Annotated in this window: 14 protein-coding genes; 10 read left to right on the top strand and 4 right to left on the bottom strand. The window is 69.6% G+C overall.

All coding sequences use genetic code 11. From position 1 onward, the window contains the following. Nucleotides 1-140 precede the first annotated feature (140 nt). Together MEBOL_RS15165 and MEBOL_RS15160 are read left to right on the top strand one after the other, a co-directional pair. On the top strand, nt 141-824 hold the full coding sequence (locus tag MEBOL_RS15165; RefSeq protein ID WP_095978098.1) for a cell wall protein: 684 nt from the start codon (nt 141-143) through the stop codon (nt 822-824). Nucleotides 825-895: 71 nt separating this feature from the next. Beyond that, nucleotides 896-1,393 carry a hypothetical protein gene (locus tag MEBOL_RS15160; protein ID WP_095978097.1) on the top strand — a complete coding sequence of 166 codons (498 nt, stop codon included), beginning with the start codon at nt 896-898 and terminating at the stop codon, nt 1,391-1,393. Here MEBOL_RS15160 and MEBOL_RS15155 read toward each other — a convergent pair. The 3 genes from MEBOL_RS15155 to MEBOL_RS15145 all read right to left on the bottom strand — a co-directional run bounded on the left by MEBOL_RS15155 (nt 1,390) and on the right by MEBOL_RS15145 (nt 5,402). Beyond that, nucleotides 1,390-3,126: an MASE1 domain-containing protein gene (locus tag MEBOL_RS15155; RefSeq protein ID WP_095978096.1), complete on the bottom strand. Its 1,737-nt coding sequence runs from the start codon at nt 3,124-3,126 to the stop codon at nt 1,390-1,392. The genes MEBOL_RS15160 and MEBOL_RS15155 overlap by 4 nt on opposite strands. Nucleotides 3,127-3,238: 112 nt before the next feature. Continuing rightward, entirely contained in the window at nt 3,239-3,583 is a 345-nt protein-coding gene (locus MEBOL_RS15150; RefSeq protein ID WP_095978095.1) for an HAD family hydrolase, read from the bottom strand. 1 nt (nt 3,584) lies between these two features. After that, nucleotides 3,585-5,402, bottom strand: a complete 1,818-nt coding sequence (locus tag MEBOL_RS15145) for a sigma 54-interacting transcriptional regulator (RefSeq protein WP_095978094.1) — start codon at nt 5,400-5,402, stop codon at nt 3,585-3,587. Between the two features lie 367 nt (nt 5,403-5,769). On the opposite strand from MEBOL_RS15145, the gene MEBOL_RS15140 reads away from it, so the two are divergent. The 5 genes from MEBOL_RS15140 to MEBOL_RS15120 all read left to right on the top strand — a co-directional run bounded on the left by MEBOL_RS15140 (nt 5,770) and on the right by MEBOL_RS15120 (nt 9,418). Then, a complete protein-coding gene (locus tag MEBOL_RS15140; protein WP_095982801.1) occupies nt 5,770-6,396 on the top strand; it encodes a TIGR02265 family protein in 627 nt (208 codons plus the stop codon). 15 nt (nt 6,397-6,411) lie between these two features. Continuing rightward, the gene (gene rnhA / locus MEBOL_RS15135) at nt 6,412-6,876 is read left to right on the top strand and encodes a ribonuclease HI (protein ID WP_095978093.1); all 465 of its coding nucleotides are present in this window, start codon (nt 6,412-6,414) and stop codon (nt 6,874-6,876) included. 300 nt (nt 6,877-7,176) lie between these two features. Continuing rightward, entirely contained in the window at nt 7,177-8,028 is an 852-nt protein-coding gene (locus MEBOL_RS15130; protein ID WP_245919784.1) for a Uma2 family endonuclease, read from the top strand. Nucleotides 8,029-8,106: 78 nt separating this feature from the next. Beyond that, complete coding sequence (gene def / locus MEBOL_RS15125) at nt 8,107-8,622, top strand: peptide deformylase (RefSeq protein ID WP_095978091.1); 516 nt, start codon at nt 8,107-8,109, stop codon at nt 8,620-8,622. Between the two features lie 73 nt (nt 8,623-8,695). Continuing rightward, nucleotides 8,696-9,418, top strand: a complete 723-nt coding sequence (locus MEBOL_RS15120) for an SPFH domain-containing protein (protein ID WP_157774980.1) — start codon at nt 8,696-8,698, stop codon at nt 9,416-9,418. A gap of 15 nt (nt 9,419-9,433) precedes the next feature. Here MEBOL_RS15120 and MEBOL_RS15115 read toward each other — a convergent pair whose 3' ends face one another. After that, nucleotides 9,434-10,981, bottom strand: coding sequence for a sigma-54 interaction domain-containing protein (locus tag MEBOL_RS15115; RefSeq protein ID WP_095978089.1), 1,548 nt, complete (start codon nt 10,979-10,981; stop codon nt 9,434-9,436). Nucleotides 10,982-11,472: 491 nt separating this feature from the next. Between MEBOL_RS15115 and glnII the strand changes: the two genes are divergently transcribed. The 3 genes from glnII (at nt 11,473) to MEBOL_RS15100 (ending at nt 16,427) form a co-directional block, all read left to right on the top strand. Then, nucleotides 11,473-12,489, top strand: coding sequence for a glutamine synthetase GlnII (gene glnII, locus MEBOL_RS15110; protein WP_095978088.1), 1,017 nt, complete (start codon nt 11,473-11,475; stop codon nt 12,487-12,489). 326 nt (nt 12,490-12,815) lie between these two features. Further along, a complete protein-coding gene (locus MEBOL_RS15105) occupies nt 12,816-13,019 on the top strand; it encodes a CsbD family protein (RefSeq protein WP_095978087.1) in 204 nt (67 codons plus the stop codon). A gap of 261 nt (nt 13,020-13,280) precedes the next feature. After that, nucleotides 13,281-16,427: an alpha-amylase family glycosyl hydrolase gene (locus MEBOL_RS15100; RefSeq protein WP_245919782.1), complete on the top strand. Its 3,147-nt coding sequence runs from the start codon at nt 13,281-13,283 to the stop codon at nt 16,425-16,427. Nucleotides 16,428-16,904: the final 477 nt, after the last annotated feature.

Here is a 16,904-nt window from a genome sequence, read left to right as displayed (position 1 = left end):
CCTCTCGGGCGCCGACCATGCCTCAAAGCGGGCGGAAGTGGCCGGGCATTCGGCGGGAAGGCGTGGCCGGGTCGACAGAGTGACCCCATACGGTGGGTCGGACTGGCGGACAGCCCCCCAGGGTGGCATATGGTGTGTGTATGTCGATCGAGAAACCGTTGCGAGAACTGGTGCAGGCGGAGTTGAAGACCCGTCTGGCGCCCATGCACAAGGCCATCACGCGGATGGATGCGCGCCTGGACATCGTTCCGGAGCTCGTGGACATCATCCACCGGCTGGCGCCCCTGGCCACGCGCATGCAGTCGCTGCAGCTGGCGCTGCCGGGATTGTCGCTGCCCATCCCCGGACGAGGCAAGGCCGCGCCCGCGGCCCGTAAGGCTCCCGTGGCGCGTCAGGCTCCCGTGGCACGTCAGGCTCCCGTGGCGCGTCAGGCTCCCGTGGCGCCCGCTTCCCGTGAGGCTGCCTCGAGCGCGGCGGTTCCCGCGCCCCGGGGCCGTCCCGCTGGCCCGGCCGTCGTGGCGCGCGCGGTGGAGGAGGGCCGTCGTTGCGCCGTCATCGGGTGCAAGCGGCCCGCGCGCTCGAAGGGGTATTGCTCGGCGCACTACCAGAAGCTGCGGCTGCTGGTGAAGAGCGACCGCAGGCCGTCGAGCTGGGTGGATGACGCCTCGCCGCAGTCGGTGCCGGACGTGGTGCTGCCGCGGGGCCGCGCGGCCTCCAAGGCTCGCGAGGAGACGCCCGCTCCCACGCCTGTCCGCCCCGAGCCGCCCAAGCCCAAGGCCTGGGTGCGCAAGAAGGGCGCGAAGGAGCGCGTGTCGCTGCACTGACGTGGGTTGCCGCCGGACGCTCGCCCCGGGGAGTCATTGACACCTCGCCCCGGGGGTGATTTCCGGCGGGCATGAGCGATCAGGGTTTTCCGGTGACGGTGGCAGTGCGGCGCCCGGACGGGCGGACGGAACAGGTGCGTGTGGGGACGGCGGTGCGCAACGGGGAGGGCTTCTCGTTGCGTCTGGGGGAGCTGAGCATCGGCTCCACGCCCGACGCGGCTCCGGCGCCTCGGCGGGCCGCGTCCTCTTCCTATGGGGGCGGCGGCGGGGGCGGGGGCGGCGAGATCTCGGTGTTCCCCAACTACGGCCGCAGCAAGGGCGGGCCCATCCAGGGCGCGAGCATGGGGGATCTGGAGTACTACGCGAATGGCGCGCGGCGCTCGCTGGGCGACCCGAGCAAGTCGCGCTGGCACGATCGCGAGCGTCAGCTCCTGGCGGCCATCGAGGCGGAGATCGCCCGGCAGCGCGGGGGTGACTTCGGGGGTGGGGACAACGAGCCGCCTCCTCATGGGGACGATGATTTCAACCGCGGCGGCGGCGGTAACGACGACGACAACATCCCCTTCTAGGCGCGAGGCCTCGCGCGGGGAGGGGCGGGCTCCAGGGGCAGGCGGACGGTGAAGGTGGTGCCCTGTCCCGGGGTGCTCTGCACCGCCACCTGACCGTGGTGGGCCTCGATGATGCCGCGCACGATGGCGAGCCCCAGGCCGGTGCCCAGCGCCTTGGTGGTGAAGAAGGGCTCGAACAGGCGCCGCATCACCTCCGGGGAGATGCCGGTGCCCGTGTCGGTGATGGAGATGAGGGCCTGGGGTGGGCCCTCGCGCGCCTCGGTCCGGCCGAGCTCCACCCGGAGCGCGCCCCCCTGGGGCATGGCCTGCAACGCGTTGAGGAACAGGTTGCTGAGCGCCCGGTGCAGGAGCTGGGCGTCGAGCGGCGCCTCGGGGAGTTCGGGGTCGAGCGCGCGTGTCACCTCGAGCGGGCCGGGACGGACTCCGGAGCGCAAGGCGGACTCCAGGGCGCCCTCCACCACGGGCGCGAGCGGCTGGGACAACAGGCGGGGCGAGAGGGGCCGGGCGAAGTCGAGCAGGCCATTGACGAGCAGGTCCAACCGCTGCACCTCCTCGCCCATGACGCCGAGCAGCTCCCACGTGGTGCTGTTGGCCTCGGGGCGTGACAGGCGGAGGAGCGCGGCCACGGAGTTGGCGATGACGGCCAGGGGGTTGCGCACCTCGTGGGCCACGCTGGCGGACAGCTCGCCCACGGCGGCCAGGCGCTCGCGCCGCACCAGCTCGCGCTGCGCGGCGGCCAGCTCCCGCAGGGACTCACTCAGCTCCTCGTTGAGCCGGTCGCTCTTCTCGCGCGCGCGCCGCTGCTCGCTCACGGCGCCCGCGAGCAGCAGTCCGGAGCCGCCCACCGCCGCGAGGAAGGACTGGAGGAAGAGGAGGCTCGCGGTGGTGGCGGCCGCGGGGGTGCTCTCCAGGGTGTCGCTCGCGGCGAGGGCGAAGGGGCCGTGGCCCATGAGCGTGTGGGCCACCGTCACCGCGGCGAGCGCGAGCAGGGCGAGGGAGGTGCCCCGCGCCTCGAAGCGCAGCGCCGCCCAGAGGATGAAGGGGAAGGCCGCGTAGGGCAGGGGGTGGTGGGGGCTGGGCGTCGCCGGGGCCCACTCGAAGGCCAGGTGCACGGTGGCCACGAGCCCGAGCAGCAGCGCCATCAGCTCCACGACGCGGCGGCGGGGCCAGGGCACGGAGCCCGAGGCGCCCCAGGTGAGCAGCAGGGGGGCCACGAGCAGCACGCCCATGGCGTCACCCACCCAGAAGACCCGCCACTGCCGCCACCAGTCCGCCCAGGCCACCTTGTCGTTCAGGGCGAGCAGGGTGGCGCCCGGGGTGGCGCTGAGCACGGGGCAGAACAGCACGGTGAGGCCGAGCAGGCTCAACACGTCGCGCACCCGCTGCATGGACGGGCGGAAGCCCACGTAGCGGCGCAGGAGGAAGGCTCCGACGAGCGCTTCCAGGGCGTTGTCCGCGGACAGAATCAGCGTGCCGGGCGTGGGCCACTGGCCCGGCGCGGTGGCCAGGGGCTCCAGGAGGATGGCCGTCACGAGCAGCGGGGGCCAGTGCCGCCAGCGCGTGATCAGCAGGGCGGTGAGCAGCACGCCAGCGGGCGGCCAGATGGCGGAGAAGTGCTCGCCGGGGGGCGTCAGCCGCATGCCCAGCCAGGCGCTGGCGCTGTACAGCAGGATGAACAGCCCTCCCGCTGCGAGGGGCGGCCAGCGTTGGATGATGTGCTTGGACTCGGGCACGCGGGCGTGGAGTGTACGTTGGAAATGGAGCGGGGACGCATGTGAAGTCCCGGCTCCGGGGAGCCCGGGCGGGGACTTCGTGGGTCGACTGGCGGTAGAGCGGCCGAGGGGCTCACCCCGGGCGGCGCAGCAACTCCTCCACGTCCCTGGACGGTGCCTCCGAGGGGTGGACCTCGCGCATCCGCCAGTCCTTCACGGCGACGTCATCGAGCAGCAGGTGGGGCTTGGGCAGGAAGGCGACGAAGCAGTCCGCGAGTCCCAGCTCGGTGGCCGTCTGGCGCGCGTAGGCGGCGCCGCCGGTGCTCCAGCAGTACAGCTCGGCTCCTCGCTCATGCAGCTCCCGGACGCGCTCGACCATGGGAAACATGGGGATGCGCTTGGAGCCGAAGCTGCGCACCAGGGTGTCGTCCACGTCGACATAGATGACGGTGGGCCGGGGCGCGAGGGGGAGGGCCATGTCACGAGTCCTTGGCTTGCAGGCCGTGCCGGCGCACCCGGCGACCGAGCGTCACGGGATCCATCTCCAGCGCGGCGGCCGCGCGCCGCACCACGCCGCCGTGTTGCTCCAGGGCATCGCGGATGATTTCCCGCTCCAACTGCTCCAGCCGCTCGCGCAGCGAGCCCGCGCCGCTCACGCGCACCTGCTGCCGCCGCACACCCTCCGCGTTGCCCACGAGCGCCGGAGGCAGGTGCCGGGCGCGCACCAGCTCGTCCTCGCCGGACAGGAGCACGGCGCGCTCCATGCAGTTGCGCAGCTCGCGCACGTTGCCCGGCCACTTCGCCCACAGGAGCACCTGCGCGGCGTCATCGGCGAGGCCCGCCGCCGTGCGCCGCAGGGTGCGGTTGAAGTGGGCGAGGAAGTAGCGCGCCAGGTCCAGCACGTCCTCGGGCCGCTCGCGCAAGGGGGGCAGGTCCACGGTGAAGCTGTTGAGCCGGTAGAACAGGTCGCTGCGGAAGCGGCCCGCCTGGACTTCCTCGGAGAGGTCGCGGTTGCTCGCGGCGATGATGCGCACGTCCACCCGGCGCACCTGGGTGCCGCCCACCGGCCGCACGTCGCCGCTCTCCAGCACGCGCAAGAGCTTGGACTGGAGCGCGGGCGTGGTGTTCTCGATTTCGTCCAGGAAGATGGTGCCCCCGTCGGCGAGCACGAACAGGCCCGGGTGGTCCGCCACGGCGCCGGTGAAGGCGCCCTTCACGTGGCCGAACAGCTCGCTCTCCAGCAGCGTCTCGGTGAGGGTGCCGCAGTCCTGCACCACGAGCGACTGGCTGCTGCGGCCGCTCAGCCGGTGGATGACGCGCGCGAGGACCTCCTTGCCCGTGCCCGTCTCTCCCTGCAGGAGCACGGCCACCCGGTGGGGGGCCGCCACCCGCACCAGCTCCAGCACCCGGCGCATGGCGGGGCTGCGAAAGCCCGGCTCCTCGGCCACGTCCGCCCCGGTGGCGAGCCCGGGGGCTTCCCGCGCGCGCTCGCGCAAGAGGTTGCGCTCGAGCTCCAGCGCCGCCCGCCGTTGCTCGGTGCGCAGGCCCAGCTCGCGGCTGGCCTGGAGCACCGCCTGACGCAGCGCCACGGGCTCGAAGGGGGGCGTGAGGGCGCGGAAGATTTTCCCCTGGTTGAACAGCTCCACGAGCCGCGTGGGCATGGCGGGGGCGCAATAGAGGATGCGGGGGGACAGGTCGCTCGCGGGCCCGGCGCCGGTGGGATCCGCCTCCGCGCGCCGCGTGGCCAGGCGCTCCACCAGGGCCACCGCGCGCGCCTCGTCCCGGCCGCAGATGAGCAGCGCGCTCACGTCCCCGCGGCCCAGGAGCGTGTCCACGTCCTCGGGGGCCTGCACGAAGCGCAGCCGCACGTGGTTGTCGAGCGCCACGCGCAGCTCCTTGAGCTCGCTCTCCTCCGCGTACACCACGGCCACGTAGAGCTGATGGTCCAGCAGGTAGCGCTTGAGCGCCACCCCATCCGAGCCCTCGAAGGAATGGAAGCTCACGCCCAGGGCCGTCACTCCGCCCTCGTCCCGCTCGGCGGGATCGTGCCGCCAGCGCACCGTGCCGCGCACATGGATGCGCGCGCGCGAGTCCGGCAGGGTGAAGGCCATTTCCAGATCCTCCCCCTCCCGGGGCCCCTGCGTGCGCCCGCCCGGAGTGGCGATGAGTCCAATCCCCGTCTCGCTGATGTTGACGGCGCAGCAGCCCTGGAGGTGCGGTTGGGTGACCACCTGCACGTAGAGGGGTTTGCGCTCGCTGGGCGTCGGGAGAACGGGGGGATCGCTCGGGGCCGTCATGTCGGAGGGGGGCGGGCGTCGGCCGTGACGCCGGGGGGAATTCAGGAGAAACCAAGAAAAGAGGTGTTTGTCCAGGTGCCGGAAGAGGAGGGGAGGGGCTCGTGCGCCAGGCGGGGGGCGGCCAGGGCGTGGGGGCGGGAGTCGGGCCGGTGGGGAGGCAGGGAGAGGTGGGGAGGAGCACCACATATCGGTGGAGGCGGGAGGGCCCGTGCATGGGAGGTAAGGGCACGAGGGATGTGGGGCGGCGCACGAACGGGGCGGGGGGCGTCGGGGAAAGAACGGGGCGCGGTGCCCGGCGAGAGGAGCGTGGTTAGCCTGGGGCCTGGTGGCGGACGGCGCCCGGCGCGTGAACGGGAAGGGTGGAGTCATGATGACGAGCGACTGTGGGCTGGCGCCGGACCTGGAGCCGGGGGACTCGTTGGAGGACCTGTCGCGGCGGCTGGCCCTGGTCATTCCGGGCGATACGGTGCGGGGCACCTTCTTCCTGGGCACGCTGGACATGGTGCGCGAGTGCCGGGGAGAAGCAGGGGTGCGCCGCTGCCTCGCGGCGGTGGACGAGCCGCGCTTCATGGAGTTCTTCCATTACCCCGTGGGCACCTTCCTGCGGCTGAACGAGGCGGCGGTGGTGGAGCTGACGCTGAGGGGGGAGGGGAACTGGACGTGGGCGCAGCGGAGGCTCGGGCGTCGGGCGGCGGCGGACCTGCTCTCGAGCGCGGCGGGCCGGGCGTTGGTGCTCTTGTCGCGGGGCGAGACGCGGCGGCTGATGGGCAACCTGCCCTCGGCCTACCGGGCGGCGGTGAATCACGGGGAGCGCTCGGTGGTGTGGGAGGGAGAGCGCCGGGGCCGGGTCATCATGCGGCGCGACTTCATGCCGTGCGCCTTCCACGAGGGGCTGCTCGCGGCGCTGCTGGAGTCCACGAAGGCCCAGGGCGTGGGGGTCCAGGGCGCGCGGCTGGACGTGCTGGATGGCGAGTACCGGGTGGAGTGGGAGTAGGATGCGGCGCTCCGCATGTCCCTGCCCCTCGTGCACATCTATTGTGACGGCGCGTGCTCGCCCAACCCCGGCATTGGCGGCTGGGGCTCCATCCTCATCTCCCCGGCGCACGACAAGCGCCGCGAGCTGAGCGGCGCCGAGCCGCATACCACCAACAACCGCATGGAGCTCACCGCGGCGCTCATGGCGCTGCGGGCCCTCAAGGCCCCGTGCGACGTGCAGCTCTTCACGGACTCGCAGTACGTGCGCAACGCCTTCGAGGAGAAGTGGCTGGAGAAGTGGCAGCGCACGGGCTGGAAGACCTCGAGCAAGCAGCCGGTGCAGAACGCGGACCTGTGGCAGGCCCTGTTGGAGCAGACGAAGGTGCACCGGGTGAAGTGGAACTGGGTGCGAGGCCACTCCGGGCACGAGGAGAACGAGCGCGCGGACGCGCTGGCGGTGGCGGCCCGGCTGGCGCTCGCGGCGACGCTGGGCCGCTGAGCGTCAGGGCTCCCGGTACGGACAGATGATGGGGCCGCCGTGCCGGAGCCGTCGTGCGCCCGGGGTGACCTGTCATGTCGGAGGTGACCTTTAATATCCCGCCTGGGTGGATGACCCAGGGGGTGAGGGATGGCAGGAGCGGGGCAGGTTCCAGGAGTGGACGGGAACGAGGGCGGAAGTGCGGAGGGGGAGGGCGCGCGGGTTGACGGGCGAGGTCGGGTGCCGCACGCTGAGGACATGGCACGGCAGGGAGAGAAGGACCGGTACCCCCGAGCACCCACGCAAGCGGCGTGGGATGCGATGAGCCCCGAGGAACGGGAGCGGGTGGTGGCGGAGCTACCCGGGGAGGTGACGGACGCGGAGATGTCTCCTCCGGAGGGGGATCTGCACTTCCAGGCGAAGGTGCGCGCGCTGGACACGCTGCGGGGGCACTTCACGCGGCGGCGGCGGGAGGTGTACTTGGCGGCCGAACTGCCCGTGTACTACCCGGACGAGCGCCGCTTCGCGCCGGATCTCCTGGCGGTGCTGGACGCGCCGGTGCACGAGCGGAGCAAGTGGATGGTGAGCGCCGAGGGCAAGGGGTTGGACTTCGTGCTCGAGGTGCACGTGGGAGGAGATCGGAGGAAGGACGCCCGGAGGAACGTGGCCCGTTACGCGCGCCTGGGGATTCCCGAGTACTTCATCTACGACCGGAGCCGGGAGCGGTTGCTGGGGTACCAGTTGCCGATGCCGGAGGCGCGGGAGTACGTGCCGATGGTACCGCGCGGGGGCGTTTTCGTGTCGGAGCGGCTGGGGGTGGAACTGCGCCTGGAGGAGGGGCGGCTGCGCTTCTTCGCGGGGAAGGAGATGCTGCTCGAACCAGACGAGATGATCTCTCGGCTGGAGGAGTTGTCCGAGCGCCTGCGGCACCGGGCGGACGAGGCGCTGCAGCGGGTGGATGCGGCCCAGCGCTGGGCCCTCGAGGCGGAGAAGGCGGCGGAACGGCGGGCGGCGGAGGTCCGGGAGCAGGCGGCGGAAGCCGAGCGACGGGCGGCGGAAGCCGAGAGGCAAGCGGTGGAGTCCGAGCGACGGGCGCGGGAGGCGGAGCGGCGGGAGGAGGCGCTTCGGGCCGAACTGGAGCGGCTTCGGGAGGCGGGAAGCGGACGGGGATGACACGAGGGGCTGGCGAGGAGGCGGGCGCGGTGTAGAAAGGCGCCTCACGCGATCGCGCTCAGGGAGAAGAGACACCGCATGGCTCGGGACATCGTCATCTGGCCGAACAAGGTCCTCACCACGCCGACCCAACCGGTGACGGACTTCGGGGACAAACTCACCACGCTGCTGGACGACATGTTCGAGTCGCTCAAGGAGGCGGAGGGCATTGGCATCGCGGCCAATCAGGTGGGCGTGCCGTTGCGCTGCTCGTGGGTGGGCCGCGAGGACGGGACGTTCTTCGAGATCATCAACCCTCGAATCCTGGAGCAGTCGGGCGAGGTGACCCTGGAGGAAGGGTGCCTGTCGGTGCCGGACCAGTTCGCGAAGACGCCGCGCTTCCACAAGGTGAAGGTGAAGTACCAGGATCGCTCGGGCGCGTGGCACGAGCTGGAAGCGGAAGGCAAGCTCGCGCACGTGTTGCAGCACGAGATTGGCCACCTGGACGGTCACGTCTTCGTGGAACTGCTGCCCCAGCTCAAGCGGACCCTCATCCTGGAGAAGATGCAGAAGCTGCAGAAGGCGCTCAAGCGCCGCAAGAACCAGGGCGAGTGAAGCCCCCTGGCGCGGGGAGGGGCGGTCGTGATGGACTCGCGCTCCCGCCCCCCCGAGCCTGGAGCCGTCCCCCGTGCAGATCCTCGTCCTGTTCGCCCTGGTTGGGGTGTTTGGCCTGGGGGCGTGGCTTGTCTTGAGGAGCCATCGCCGGGTGGCGGCGGGAGAGGCGCTGATCCTCGAGCGGGGAGGCGCGCCCACGCGCGTGTGCTTTGGCGGCGCGTGGGTGGTGCCCCTGCTCCACCGGGCGGAGGTGTTGGACCTGTCGGTGCGCAAGGTGGTGGTGGAGCGCCGGGGTCGGCAGGGGCTGTCATGCCGGGACGGCATCCGCGTGGATCTCCGGGCCACGTTCCTGGTGAAGGTGGCACGCCGGGAGGCGGACGTCTTGCGCGTGGCGCGAGAGGTGGGCTGCGCGCGGGCGAACCGGCTGGAGGAGGTTCAGGCGCTGTTGGAGGAGCGCTTCGCCTGCGCGCTCGGCCAGTCGGTGAGCACGTTCAGCTTCGAGGAGCTGGTGGCGGACCGGAGCCTGTTCATCGACCATGTGGGAATCGAGGTGGGCGACGAGCTCCTGGGCTTCCAGATGGAGCGCATGTCGCTGGGCCGGCTGGAGCAGACGCCGTTGGATCAGCTGGATCCCACGAACGTCCTGGATGCCCAGGGCATCCAGAAGCTGACGGAGCGGGCCAGTCGCCTGGCGCTGGAGGCGGGGCACGAGCCGGTGGCCTCTCCGTGGGACGAGCCTCACGCCGGCAGTGGCGAGGACGAGCGGGCCGTGTCGGAAGGCGAGCGGAGCAACTGAGCGCCCCTCGCGGGCTCACGCCTGGAAGCGCGAGCAGTCGATCTCGTACTTGGTGACCTTGTAGTTGACGATGCGCTCGGTGGTGCGCAGCAGGCGCGCGGCCTTGGCACGGTTGCCGCGCGTGCTCTTGAGCGCATCGAGGATGAGGTCCTTCTCGAACTGCTGGACGGCGTCGGTGAGCGAGGTGTTGGTGTGGCTCTCCGAGGCCTCGGCGGTCTGGAGGGTGGGGGGCAGGTGGTGGCCGTGGATGGCGTTGCCGTCGCAGACGAGCACGGAGCGCTCGATGATGTTCTCCAGCTCGCGCACGTTGCCGGGCCAGTGGTAGCTCACGAGCATGTCGATGGCGGGGGTGGAGATGCGGCGGATGTTCTTGCCGTGCTCGCGCGCGTACTTGGCGACGAAGTGGTCGGCGAGCAGCAGCAGGTCGCTCTTGCGCTCGCGCAGGGGCGGGATGAAGAGGGTGAAGACGTTGAGGCGGTAGTAGAGGTCCTCGCGGAAGCTCTTCTCGGAGATGGCCGTCTCCAGGTCCTTGTTGGTGGCGGCGATGAGGCGCACGTTGCTCTTGAGCGTCTCGGTGCCGCCCACGCGCTCGAACTCGCGCTCCTGGAGCACGCGCAAGAGCTTCACCTGGGTGGCGAGGTTGACCTCGCCAATCTCGTCGAGGAAGAGGGTGCCGCCCTCGGCGAGCTCGAAGCGGCCGCGCTTGCGCGCCTGGGCGCCGGTGAACGCGCCCTTCTCGTAGCCGAAGAGCTCGGACTCGATGAGCGTTTCGGGGAGGGCGGCGCAGTTGACCTTGATGAAGGGCTTCTTGGCGCGGGTGGAGTTGTAGTGCAGGGCGTGGGCGATGAGCTCCTTGCCGGTGCCGGACTCGCCGCGGATGAGGACGGTGGTGTTGGTGCGCGCCACCTGGTGGATCTGCTCGTACACCTGGCGCATGGGGCCGCTCGTCCCGATGATGTTGGAGAAGTCGTAGCGCTCGCGCAGCTCCTGGCGCAGGGTGGTGTTCTCCTCGAGCAGCCGCTTGCGCTCGTCCTCGAGCAGCCGGTGGGCGGCGAGCGCCTGGCCAATCATGGACGCGATGACGCCGAACAGGCGCGTCTCCTCGGCGAAGTCGCGCTCCTTGTCATGGCGCAGGTCCACGCCGAAGGCGCCCACGGGCTTGCGGTTGAGGGAGATGGGCACGCAGATGAAGGAGAACTCCTCGGGCCCGTTCTGCCGGCCGTGGAAGGCGCGGTGCAGGAAGAGCGGCTCGCGGCTGATCTCCGGCACGACCACGGGCTTGCCGCTCTGCACGACGCGGCCGGTGATGCCCTCTCCCAGCTTGTAGCGCACGTTGCGGCCCTCGGCGCTCAAACCGATGGAGGCCTCGATGGAGAGATCCTGGGTGTTGGGGTCCATCAACGTCACGGTGCCGCGCAGCACGCCGTGGTAGCGCTCGAGCCGTTCCAGGACGCGGTGCAGGGCGGCCTTGAGGTCGACCGCGCCGGCCAGGGCCTGACTCACCTCCAGCAGGCTGGCGAGTGCCGCGTGCTTCCCCGTCTGTTCCTGGACCCGCTTCGCCATGGGCGTGTGCCTCCCTCTGGAGTGACTAATGAATCAATGGAGCGGTTCCTACAATTTCGTCGCTTCTGGGTCGAGCCCCTACGAAATTGTAGGGAGCGGAGGCCCCTCCCCGAGGGGCGGCGAGGCGGAGGATTGTCCGTCAGCGGGCGTCAGCGGGACCTTGGGCGTCGGATTCTAATCACCGGAAGAAGGGTGGACCTACCGATCGGTAGGTGCAGGTCGCGGGGAGTGGGTCTCCTCGGCACGTGGACGGGCACCGCGGCCAAGACGCGAGGCGTCGAATCCGACGAATTTGTAGGACGAGGAACCAACTCCGACAAAAATGTAGGAGTCAGGAAGTCGCCGGGCCGCCACGGGGTGAGGCATCCAACGTGATTCCGAGGGGTTATGGGGAAGGCAGCGAGATGGGGACCATTGGCACCATCTCTGCATTGAGTCCGGGCATCAGGAAGTGAAGTCGAGGGCCCCCCGACAGGGCCAGGAGACGTCGAATGCGCAAGGTGATGGCGGAGTACATCTGGATCGATGGGCAGAAGCCGACGGCGAAGCTTCGCTCGAAGATGAAGGTGGTGGAGAAGCCGGAGATCAAGAGCCTGTCGGATCTGCCGGACTGGGGCTTCGACGGCTCGAGCACCTACCAGGCCGAGGGCAAGAAGAGCGACCTTCTGCTCAGGCCGGTGCGCTACATCCCCAACCCCCTGCGCCCGGGCACGCCGGACGTGCTGGTGATGTGCGAAGTGCTGATGCCGGATGGCTCTCCGCACCCGAGCAACACGCGCGCTCCCCTGCGCGCGGTGGCGGAGAAGTACGCCTCGCACGACACGTGGTTTGGCCTGGAGCAGGAGTACACGCTCTTCGAGGGCAACCGGCCGCTGGGCTGGCCGGACAAGGGTTTCCCGGCGCCGCAGGGCGGCTACTACTGTGGCGTGGGCAGTGACGAGGTCTTCGGCCGCGAACTGGTCGAGGCGCACGCCGAGGCGTGTATGCTCGCGGGCCTTCACATCAACGGCACGAACGCCGAGGTGATGCCCGCGCAGTGGGAGTTCCAGATTGGCCCCGTGCCGGCGCTCGAGATGGGCGACGAGCTGTGGCTGGCGCGCTGGCTGCTCTACCGGATGGGCGAGGACTACGGCATCAGCGCCACGCTGCACCCCAAGCCGGTGAAGGGCGACTGGAACGGCACGGGCTGCCACACGAACGTGAGCACCAAGGCGATGCGCGAGCCGGGCGGCCTCAAGGTCATCGAGGCGGCGTGCGAGAAGCTGCGCGCGCGGCACGAGGAGCACATCGCGGTGTACGGCGCGCACAACGTGGAGCGCCTGACGGGTCTGCACGAGACGGCGCCCATCAACGTGTTCCGCTACGGCAACAGCGATCGCGGCTCGTCCATCCGCATCCCCATGGGGACGGTGAACGACGGCAAGGGCTACTTCGAGGACCGCCGTCCGGCCGCCAACTGCGATCCGTACGAGGTCTGCCGCATCATGCTCGAGACGATCTGCAGCTGAGATCGTCGCAACAGGACTCCTTGGGGTAAGGAGGCGTTGGTCTGGCGGACGGGAGGTGTCGGGCTTCCCGTCCGTCAGGCCCAGCGTTTGCCCCGGAGCACGAGGTGTCGAGGAGAAGGACTGTTGCCCCCGTTGAGCGCCGCTCCGGGGGAGGACAGGGTGGTCGCGGTAGACCCCTTCGGGAACCCGTCTCCCGGAGGGGAGTTTGCTCATCCGCCGGGCATGCGTGCGGTCGAGCCTCCGGTGTGGGGGCGAGTCCCTGCGGGCTGTGCGCGAGCGGGGGACGTCCCTACGTTTGGTCCATCCAACCGCAGGAGGAGACGACCATGGGTGAGTGGACGGACAAGACCAAGGGCAAGGTGAAGGAGACGGTCGGCGTGGCCACGGGTGACCGCGAGCTGGAGGCCGAGGGCAAGGCGGACACCTTGAAGGGCAAGGTCAAGGAAGGCATCGAGGACGCCAAGCGCGCCATCAAGGACAAGGTGGACGACCTCAAGGGCAACAAGCGCGAGGATCCGGACGCCATCTAGGCGCGCGTTTCCAGGGTGGAGCAGCGTGGGCCGCGAGGGATTTGTCCCTCGTGGCCTTTCGCGTTTTGGACAGTGGGCGCCGTGCTGGAGCACTTCAGCGGGACGCGGGGTGAATTCCTCCTCACCCCGGGCGGGCCTTGGCCCCACGTGAGTTTCAACGGGTCTATGATCATCCGCCCGGAGGAAACTTTTCACGCCGAACCTCCGACCATTCATCACATCGAGCACGGGTTGTCCCAACCGCGCCGGAGGAGAGCGACGGTGAGCACGTCCAAGATCAATCAACCCCCGAAGAGTGGAATCCCCGGCCCGAAGACGGAGAGCACGCCGACGAACCGGGAGACGCGCCCGGCGAACGCGGTGAGCCGCGAGACGAAGACGGAGAGCAGGGGCGCGGCGGCCTCGGTGAAGACGGCGGACGGTTTCGAGTCATCCGCGCGAGCGGGGGGAAGGAGCCAGGCGTCCTCGTTCGAGTCGGTGTCCACGACGTCGTCGAGAAGCGCCTCGGTGTTGGGCGGCGCGGCGGGAGGCGAGAACGTGGCGGGTGCGCGAGCCGCGGCGGCGGTGACGACGGCGGCGCCGGTGACGGGAGCGCTGGTGAAGCGCTCGGTGACGCTCACCTACGACGCGGGCCCGCACAGCCAGATGACGAATCTGAAGGTGAAGGGGAGCTGGGACGCGACGGGCAAGTACAGCGCGCAGTGGAACGAGCAGTCGGTGGCGATGAAGCCGTTGGGGGACGGCAAGTGGTCGGTGACGGTGGAGTTGCAGGACGACGGGCAGCCCCGGGACTGGCAGTGGGGAGTGACAGCGGACGGCCCCACGGGCAAGGACCAGTGGGTGGTGATGGGCGAGGGGAACCTGAAGTTGGACCCGAGCAAGCCCACGGCCAGCTACGCGCCGACGACGTACCACGAGATGGGCTCGACGCGGTCGGGGGAGGACGCGGCGTTCAAGTTCTGGGCACCGGGAGCCAAGAGCGTGCAGGTGAAGGTGACGGACAAGCAGGGGCGGGTGGAGCGCTTCCCGATGAAGGCGGACGAGGAGGGCAACTGGTCGGCGCGGGCGGAGGGGCGTTGGAACGAGCTGTTGGGCAAGTCGTACACCTACGAGGTGGTGGACTCGGTGGGCGACTTGAGCGAGCGGCCGGACCCGTACGCGCGCGAGATGATGGGCGAGCAGCGGGGCCTGGATCGGATGTACCTGGATCCGAAGACGGGGCAGGAGGTGAACCGGTACGCCACGGGCGCGAAGGAGTTGATGCGCTTCGACGTGGACGGTGAGGAGGGGGCGGATCGGGCGTACCTGGTGCTCAAGGACGAGAATGGGTGGGCGCTGAGCAAGGACGAGGTCATCAAGCGGCTGGGCGAGTTCGACACGTCATTGGTGGACAAGCTGCGGGGCGGGAAGTTCAACGACCACTGGTCGAAGAACATCGAGGCGGACGGGCGCATCCGGATGACGAACCAGGAGGGGGCGTGGACGACGCTGGTGGATGACCCCAAGAAGCTGGTGGGGCTGCGCTACGAGTTCCAGGTCTTCGAGAAGGACGCCCAGGGGCAATTGAGGATGAAGGGGGATGCGAACCGGGACGGGAAGCTGGTCGATGCCGAGCGGCTGGCGTCGTCGGTGAACGACCCGTGGAGCGACGTCATCACCGAGAGCAGTGGCGTGTCGTTCCGGGGCTCGGTCATCACGGATCCGACGAGCTTCCAGTGGAAGAACAACGACGCGCCGCGGGAGAAGGACCACTCGAAGTGGGTGGTGTACCAGCTGCACGTGGGCAGCTTCCTGGGCGAGGGGGGCAACTCCAACCGCTCGACGCTCGAGGACCTGACGGCGAAGCTGGACTACTTCAAGGAGTTGGGCGTGAACACGCTGGAACTCCTGCCGGTGAACGAGGTGGAGGGGGCGCGCAACTGGGGCTACCTGGGCGTGAACAGCCTGGCGACGGAGAGCTCGTTCGGCTTCGAGGACAAGGATGGGCGCTGGGTGAGTGGGACGGAGGCGATGAAGCGCTTCATCGACGAAGCGCACGGCAAGGGGCTCAACGTCATCTCGGACGTGGTCTACAACCACGTGTTCGGCGACTACAACGGGCTGTGGAACGTGGGCGGGCCGGACAACCCCTACTTCAACTGGTCGGAGGAGCCGGGGAAGAACGAGCTGCGCGAGACGCCATGGGGGTCGGTGCCGGCGTACTCGGAGCCGAAGGTGAAGCAGTTCTTCGTGGACCACGCGGTGCAGCAGGTGCAGGAACTGCAGTTCGACGGCCTGCGCTTCGACTTCACCGAGCCCATCAAGGGGACGGGAGGCAAGGACGGCTGGGAGATGCTGCGGGAGATCAACCGGCAGGTGCACTACTACAACCCGGACGTGTGGACGGTGGCGGAGCAGTTCGACTACGACCCGAGCATCTCGAGGCCGGCGCAGAAGGACGGGACGGGGGGAGGCTTCGACGCGCAGTGGTACACGGAGTTCCAGCACCGGCTGGTGAATGACAACAGCAAGCCGGGGTTGATCCAGGCGGCGTCGAGGGGCCTGAAGACGGACATGGACGCGTTCGTGGGGCTGATGACGCACCCGCGAGGGCTGGACGGGTGGAAGAACGCGCTGTCGATCATCTCGAACCATGACGAGGTGGGCAACGCGCAGCGGACGATGAACACGGCGGAGGGCAACGCGCCCACGGATTTCCCGGAGCAGTGGTCTCGGAGCGCGGCGCGGTTCGCGGCGGGAATGGGCCTGGCGGGGCCGGGCATTCCGATGTTCTTCCAGGGAGACGAGTTCGGGGCGCAGAACGACTTCCGATGGGGCAACCCGTCCACGTGGGACAGTGGTTGGTCGTGGGAGTCACTGGGCAAGGACTGGAACTGGGACAAGGTGACGTTCAACGACGCGCGCAAGGCGGACTACGAGCGGCTGTTCCAGATGCCGGAGGCGACGCGGGCGAAGGACAAGGCGTACCAGGGGTTGTCGAGCGAGGACAGGAAGGTCTTCGAGAGCCTGGCGGCGATGCCCGCGGAGAAGCGCTCCGAGGCGATGCTGGACATCACGAAGCGGCAGAGCTTCCAGTTCTACAAGGACGCGATCGCGCTGAGGCAGTCGAGTCCGGCGTTCAGCGCAGCCGCGGAAGTGCACCGGGTGTACACGCACAACGACGATTCGGTGCTGGCCTTCACGAGGAAGGCGGGTAACGAGGAGTACTTGGTGGTGGGCAGCCTGAACCAGAAGAACCAGGAGGGCTACACGCTGCCGTTGCCCCCGGGGAACTGGAAGGAAGTGCTCAACAGCGACGCCGCGGCCTATGGCGGCGGCAACTTCGGTAACTACGGAGCGACGCTGAGTGGCGGGAACACGAAGGTGAACATCCCGGCGGCGGGATACGTGGTCCTCAAAAAGGTGTAGTGCTCCTTCCGCGCACGGGGGAAGGCGGGTTGCCTCCCCCCGGAGACGCGGAGCGGGGGCGTGGTGCGCGGATTCCTCTCCGGACGAGTCCACGTCGTCCTTGCGGCGGGGGTTGCACGAAAAGCGGGACGCAGCACCTTGGGGACAGGTCGGGGGTGCCTGGAGACGAGCTGCGACGGTCATTGGCTCGGGTGCCACGGACGACTCAGCTGGATGGGCGGGAAGAAAAGCGCGGGAGAAGGCGGTTGACACTCAACGCGGCGATGGTAGAAGCCGCGCCCCTTCGAACGGGCAGGCGAAGCCGCACTGGCGGCGGGACACCGTTCGGGGACAGAAGAAATACGGAGTCGACGAAGGATTGTTGACTCCAGACGCGGTGAGAGTAGAAGCCGCGTCCCCTCGAACGGGCAGGCGAAACCGCGCTGGCGGTGGGACGGCGTTCGAGGCGCAGAGAAATAAAGAGTCGACGCAGCAGGG

The organism is Melittangium boletus DSM 14713, assembly GCF_002305855.1.
Taxonomy (GTDB): domain Bacteria; phylum Myxococcota; class Myxococcia; order Myxococcales; family Myxococcaceae; genus Cystobacter; species Cystobacter boletus.
This window is presented reverse-complemented; position numbering and strand designations above follow the sequence as displayed.

Coding starts and splice junctions, on each gene's coding strand:
- MEBOL_RS15165 (WP_095978098.1), top strand. CDS start 141: ATGTCGATCGAGAAACCGTTGCGAGAACTGGTGCAGGCGGAGTTGAAG.
- MEBOL_RS15160 (WP_095978097.1), top strand. CDS start 896: ATGAGCGATCAGGGTTTTCCGGTGACGGTGGCAGTGCGGCGCCCGGAC.
- MEBOL_RS15150 (WP_095978095.1), bottom strand. CDS start 3,583: ATGGCCCTCCCCCTCGCGCCCCGGCCCACCGTCATCTATGTCGACGTG.
- MEBOL_RS15145 (WP_095978094.1), bottom strand. CDS start 5,402: ATGACGGCCCCGAGCGATCCCCCCGTTCTCCCGACGCCCAGCGAGCGC.
- MEBOL_RS15140 (WP_095982801.1), top strand. CDS start 5,770: ATGATGACGAGCGACTGTGGGCTGGCGCCGGACCTGGAGCCGGGGGAC.
- rnhA (WP_095978093.1), top strand. CDS start 6,412: ATGTCCCTGCCCCTCGTGCACATCTATTGTGACGGCGCGTGCTCGCCC.
- MEBOL_RS15130 (WP_245919784.1), top strand. CDS start 7,177: ATGAGCCCCGAGGAACGGGAGCGGGTGGTGGCGGAGCTACCCGGGGAG.
- def (WP_095978091.1), top strand. CDS start 8,107: ATGGCTCGGGACATCGTCATCTGGCCGAACAAGGTCCTCACCACGCCG.
- MEBOL_RS15115 (WP_095978089.1), bottom strand. CDS start 10,981: ATGGCGAAGCGGGTCCAGGAACAGACGGGGAAGCACGCGGCACTCGCC.
- glnII (WP_095978088.1), top strand. CDS start 11,473: ATGCGCAAGGTGATGGCGGAGTACATCTGGATCGATGGGCAGAAGCCG.
- MEBOL_RS15105 (WP_095978087.1), top strand. CDS start 12,816: ATGGGTGAGTGGACGGACAAGACCAAGGGCAAGGTGAAGGAGACGGTC.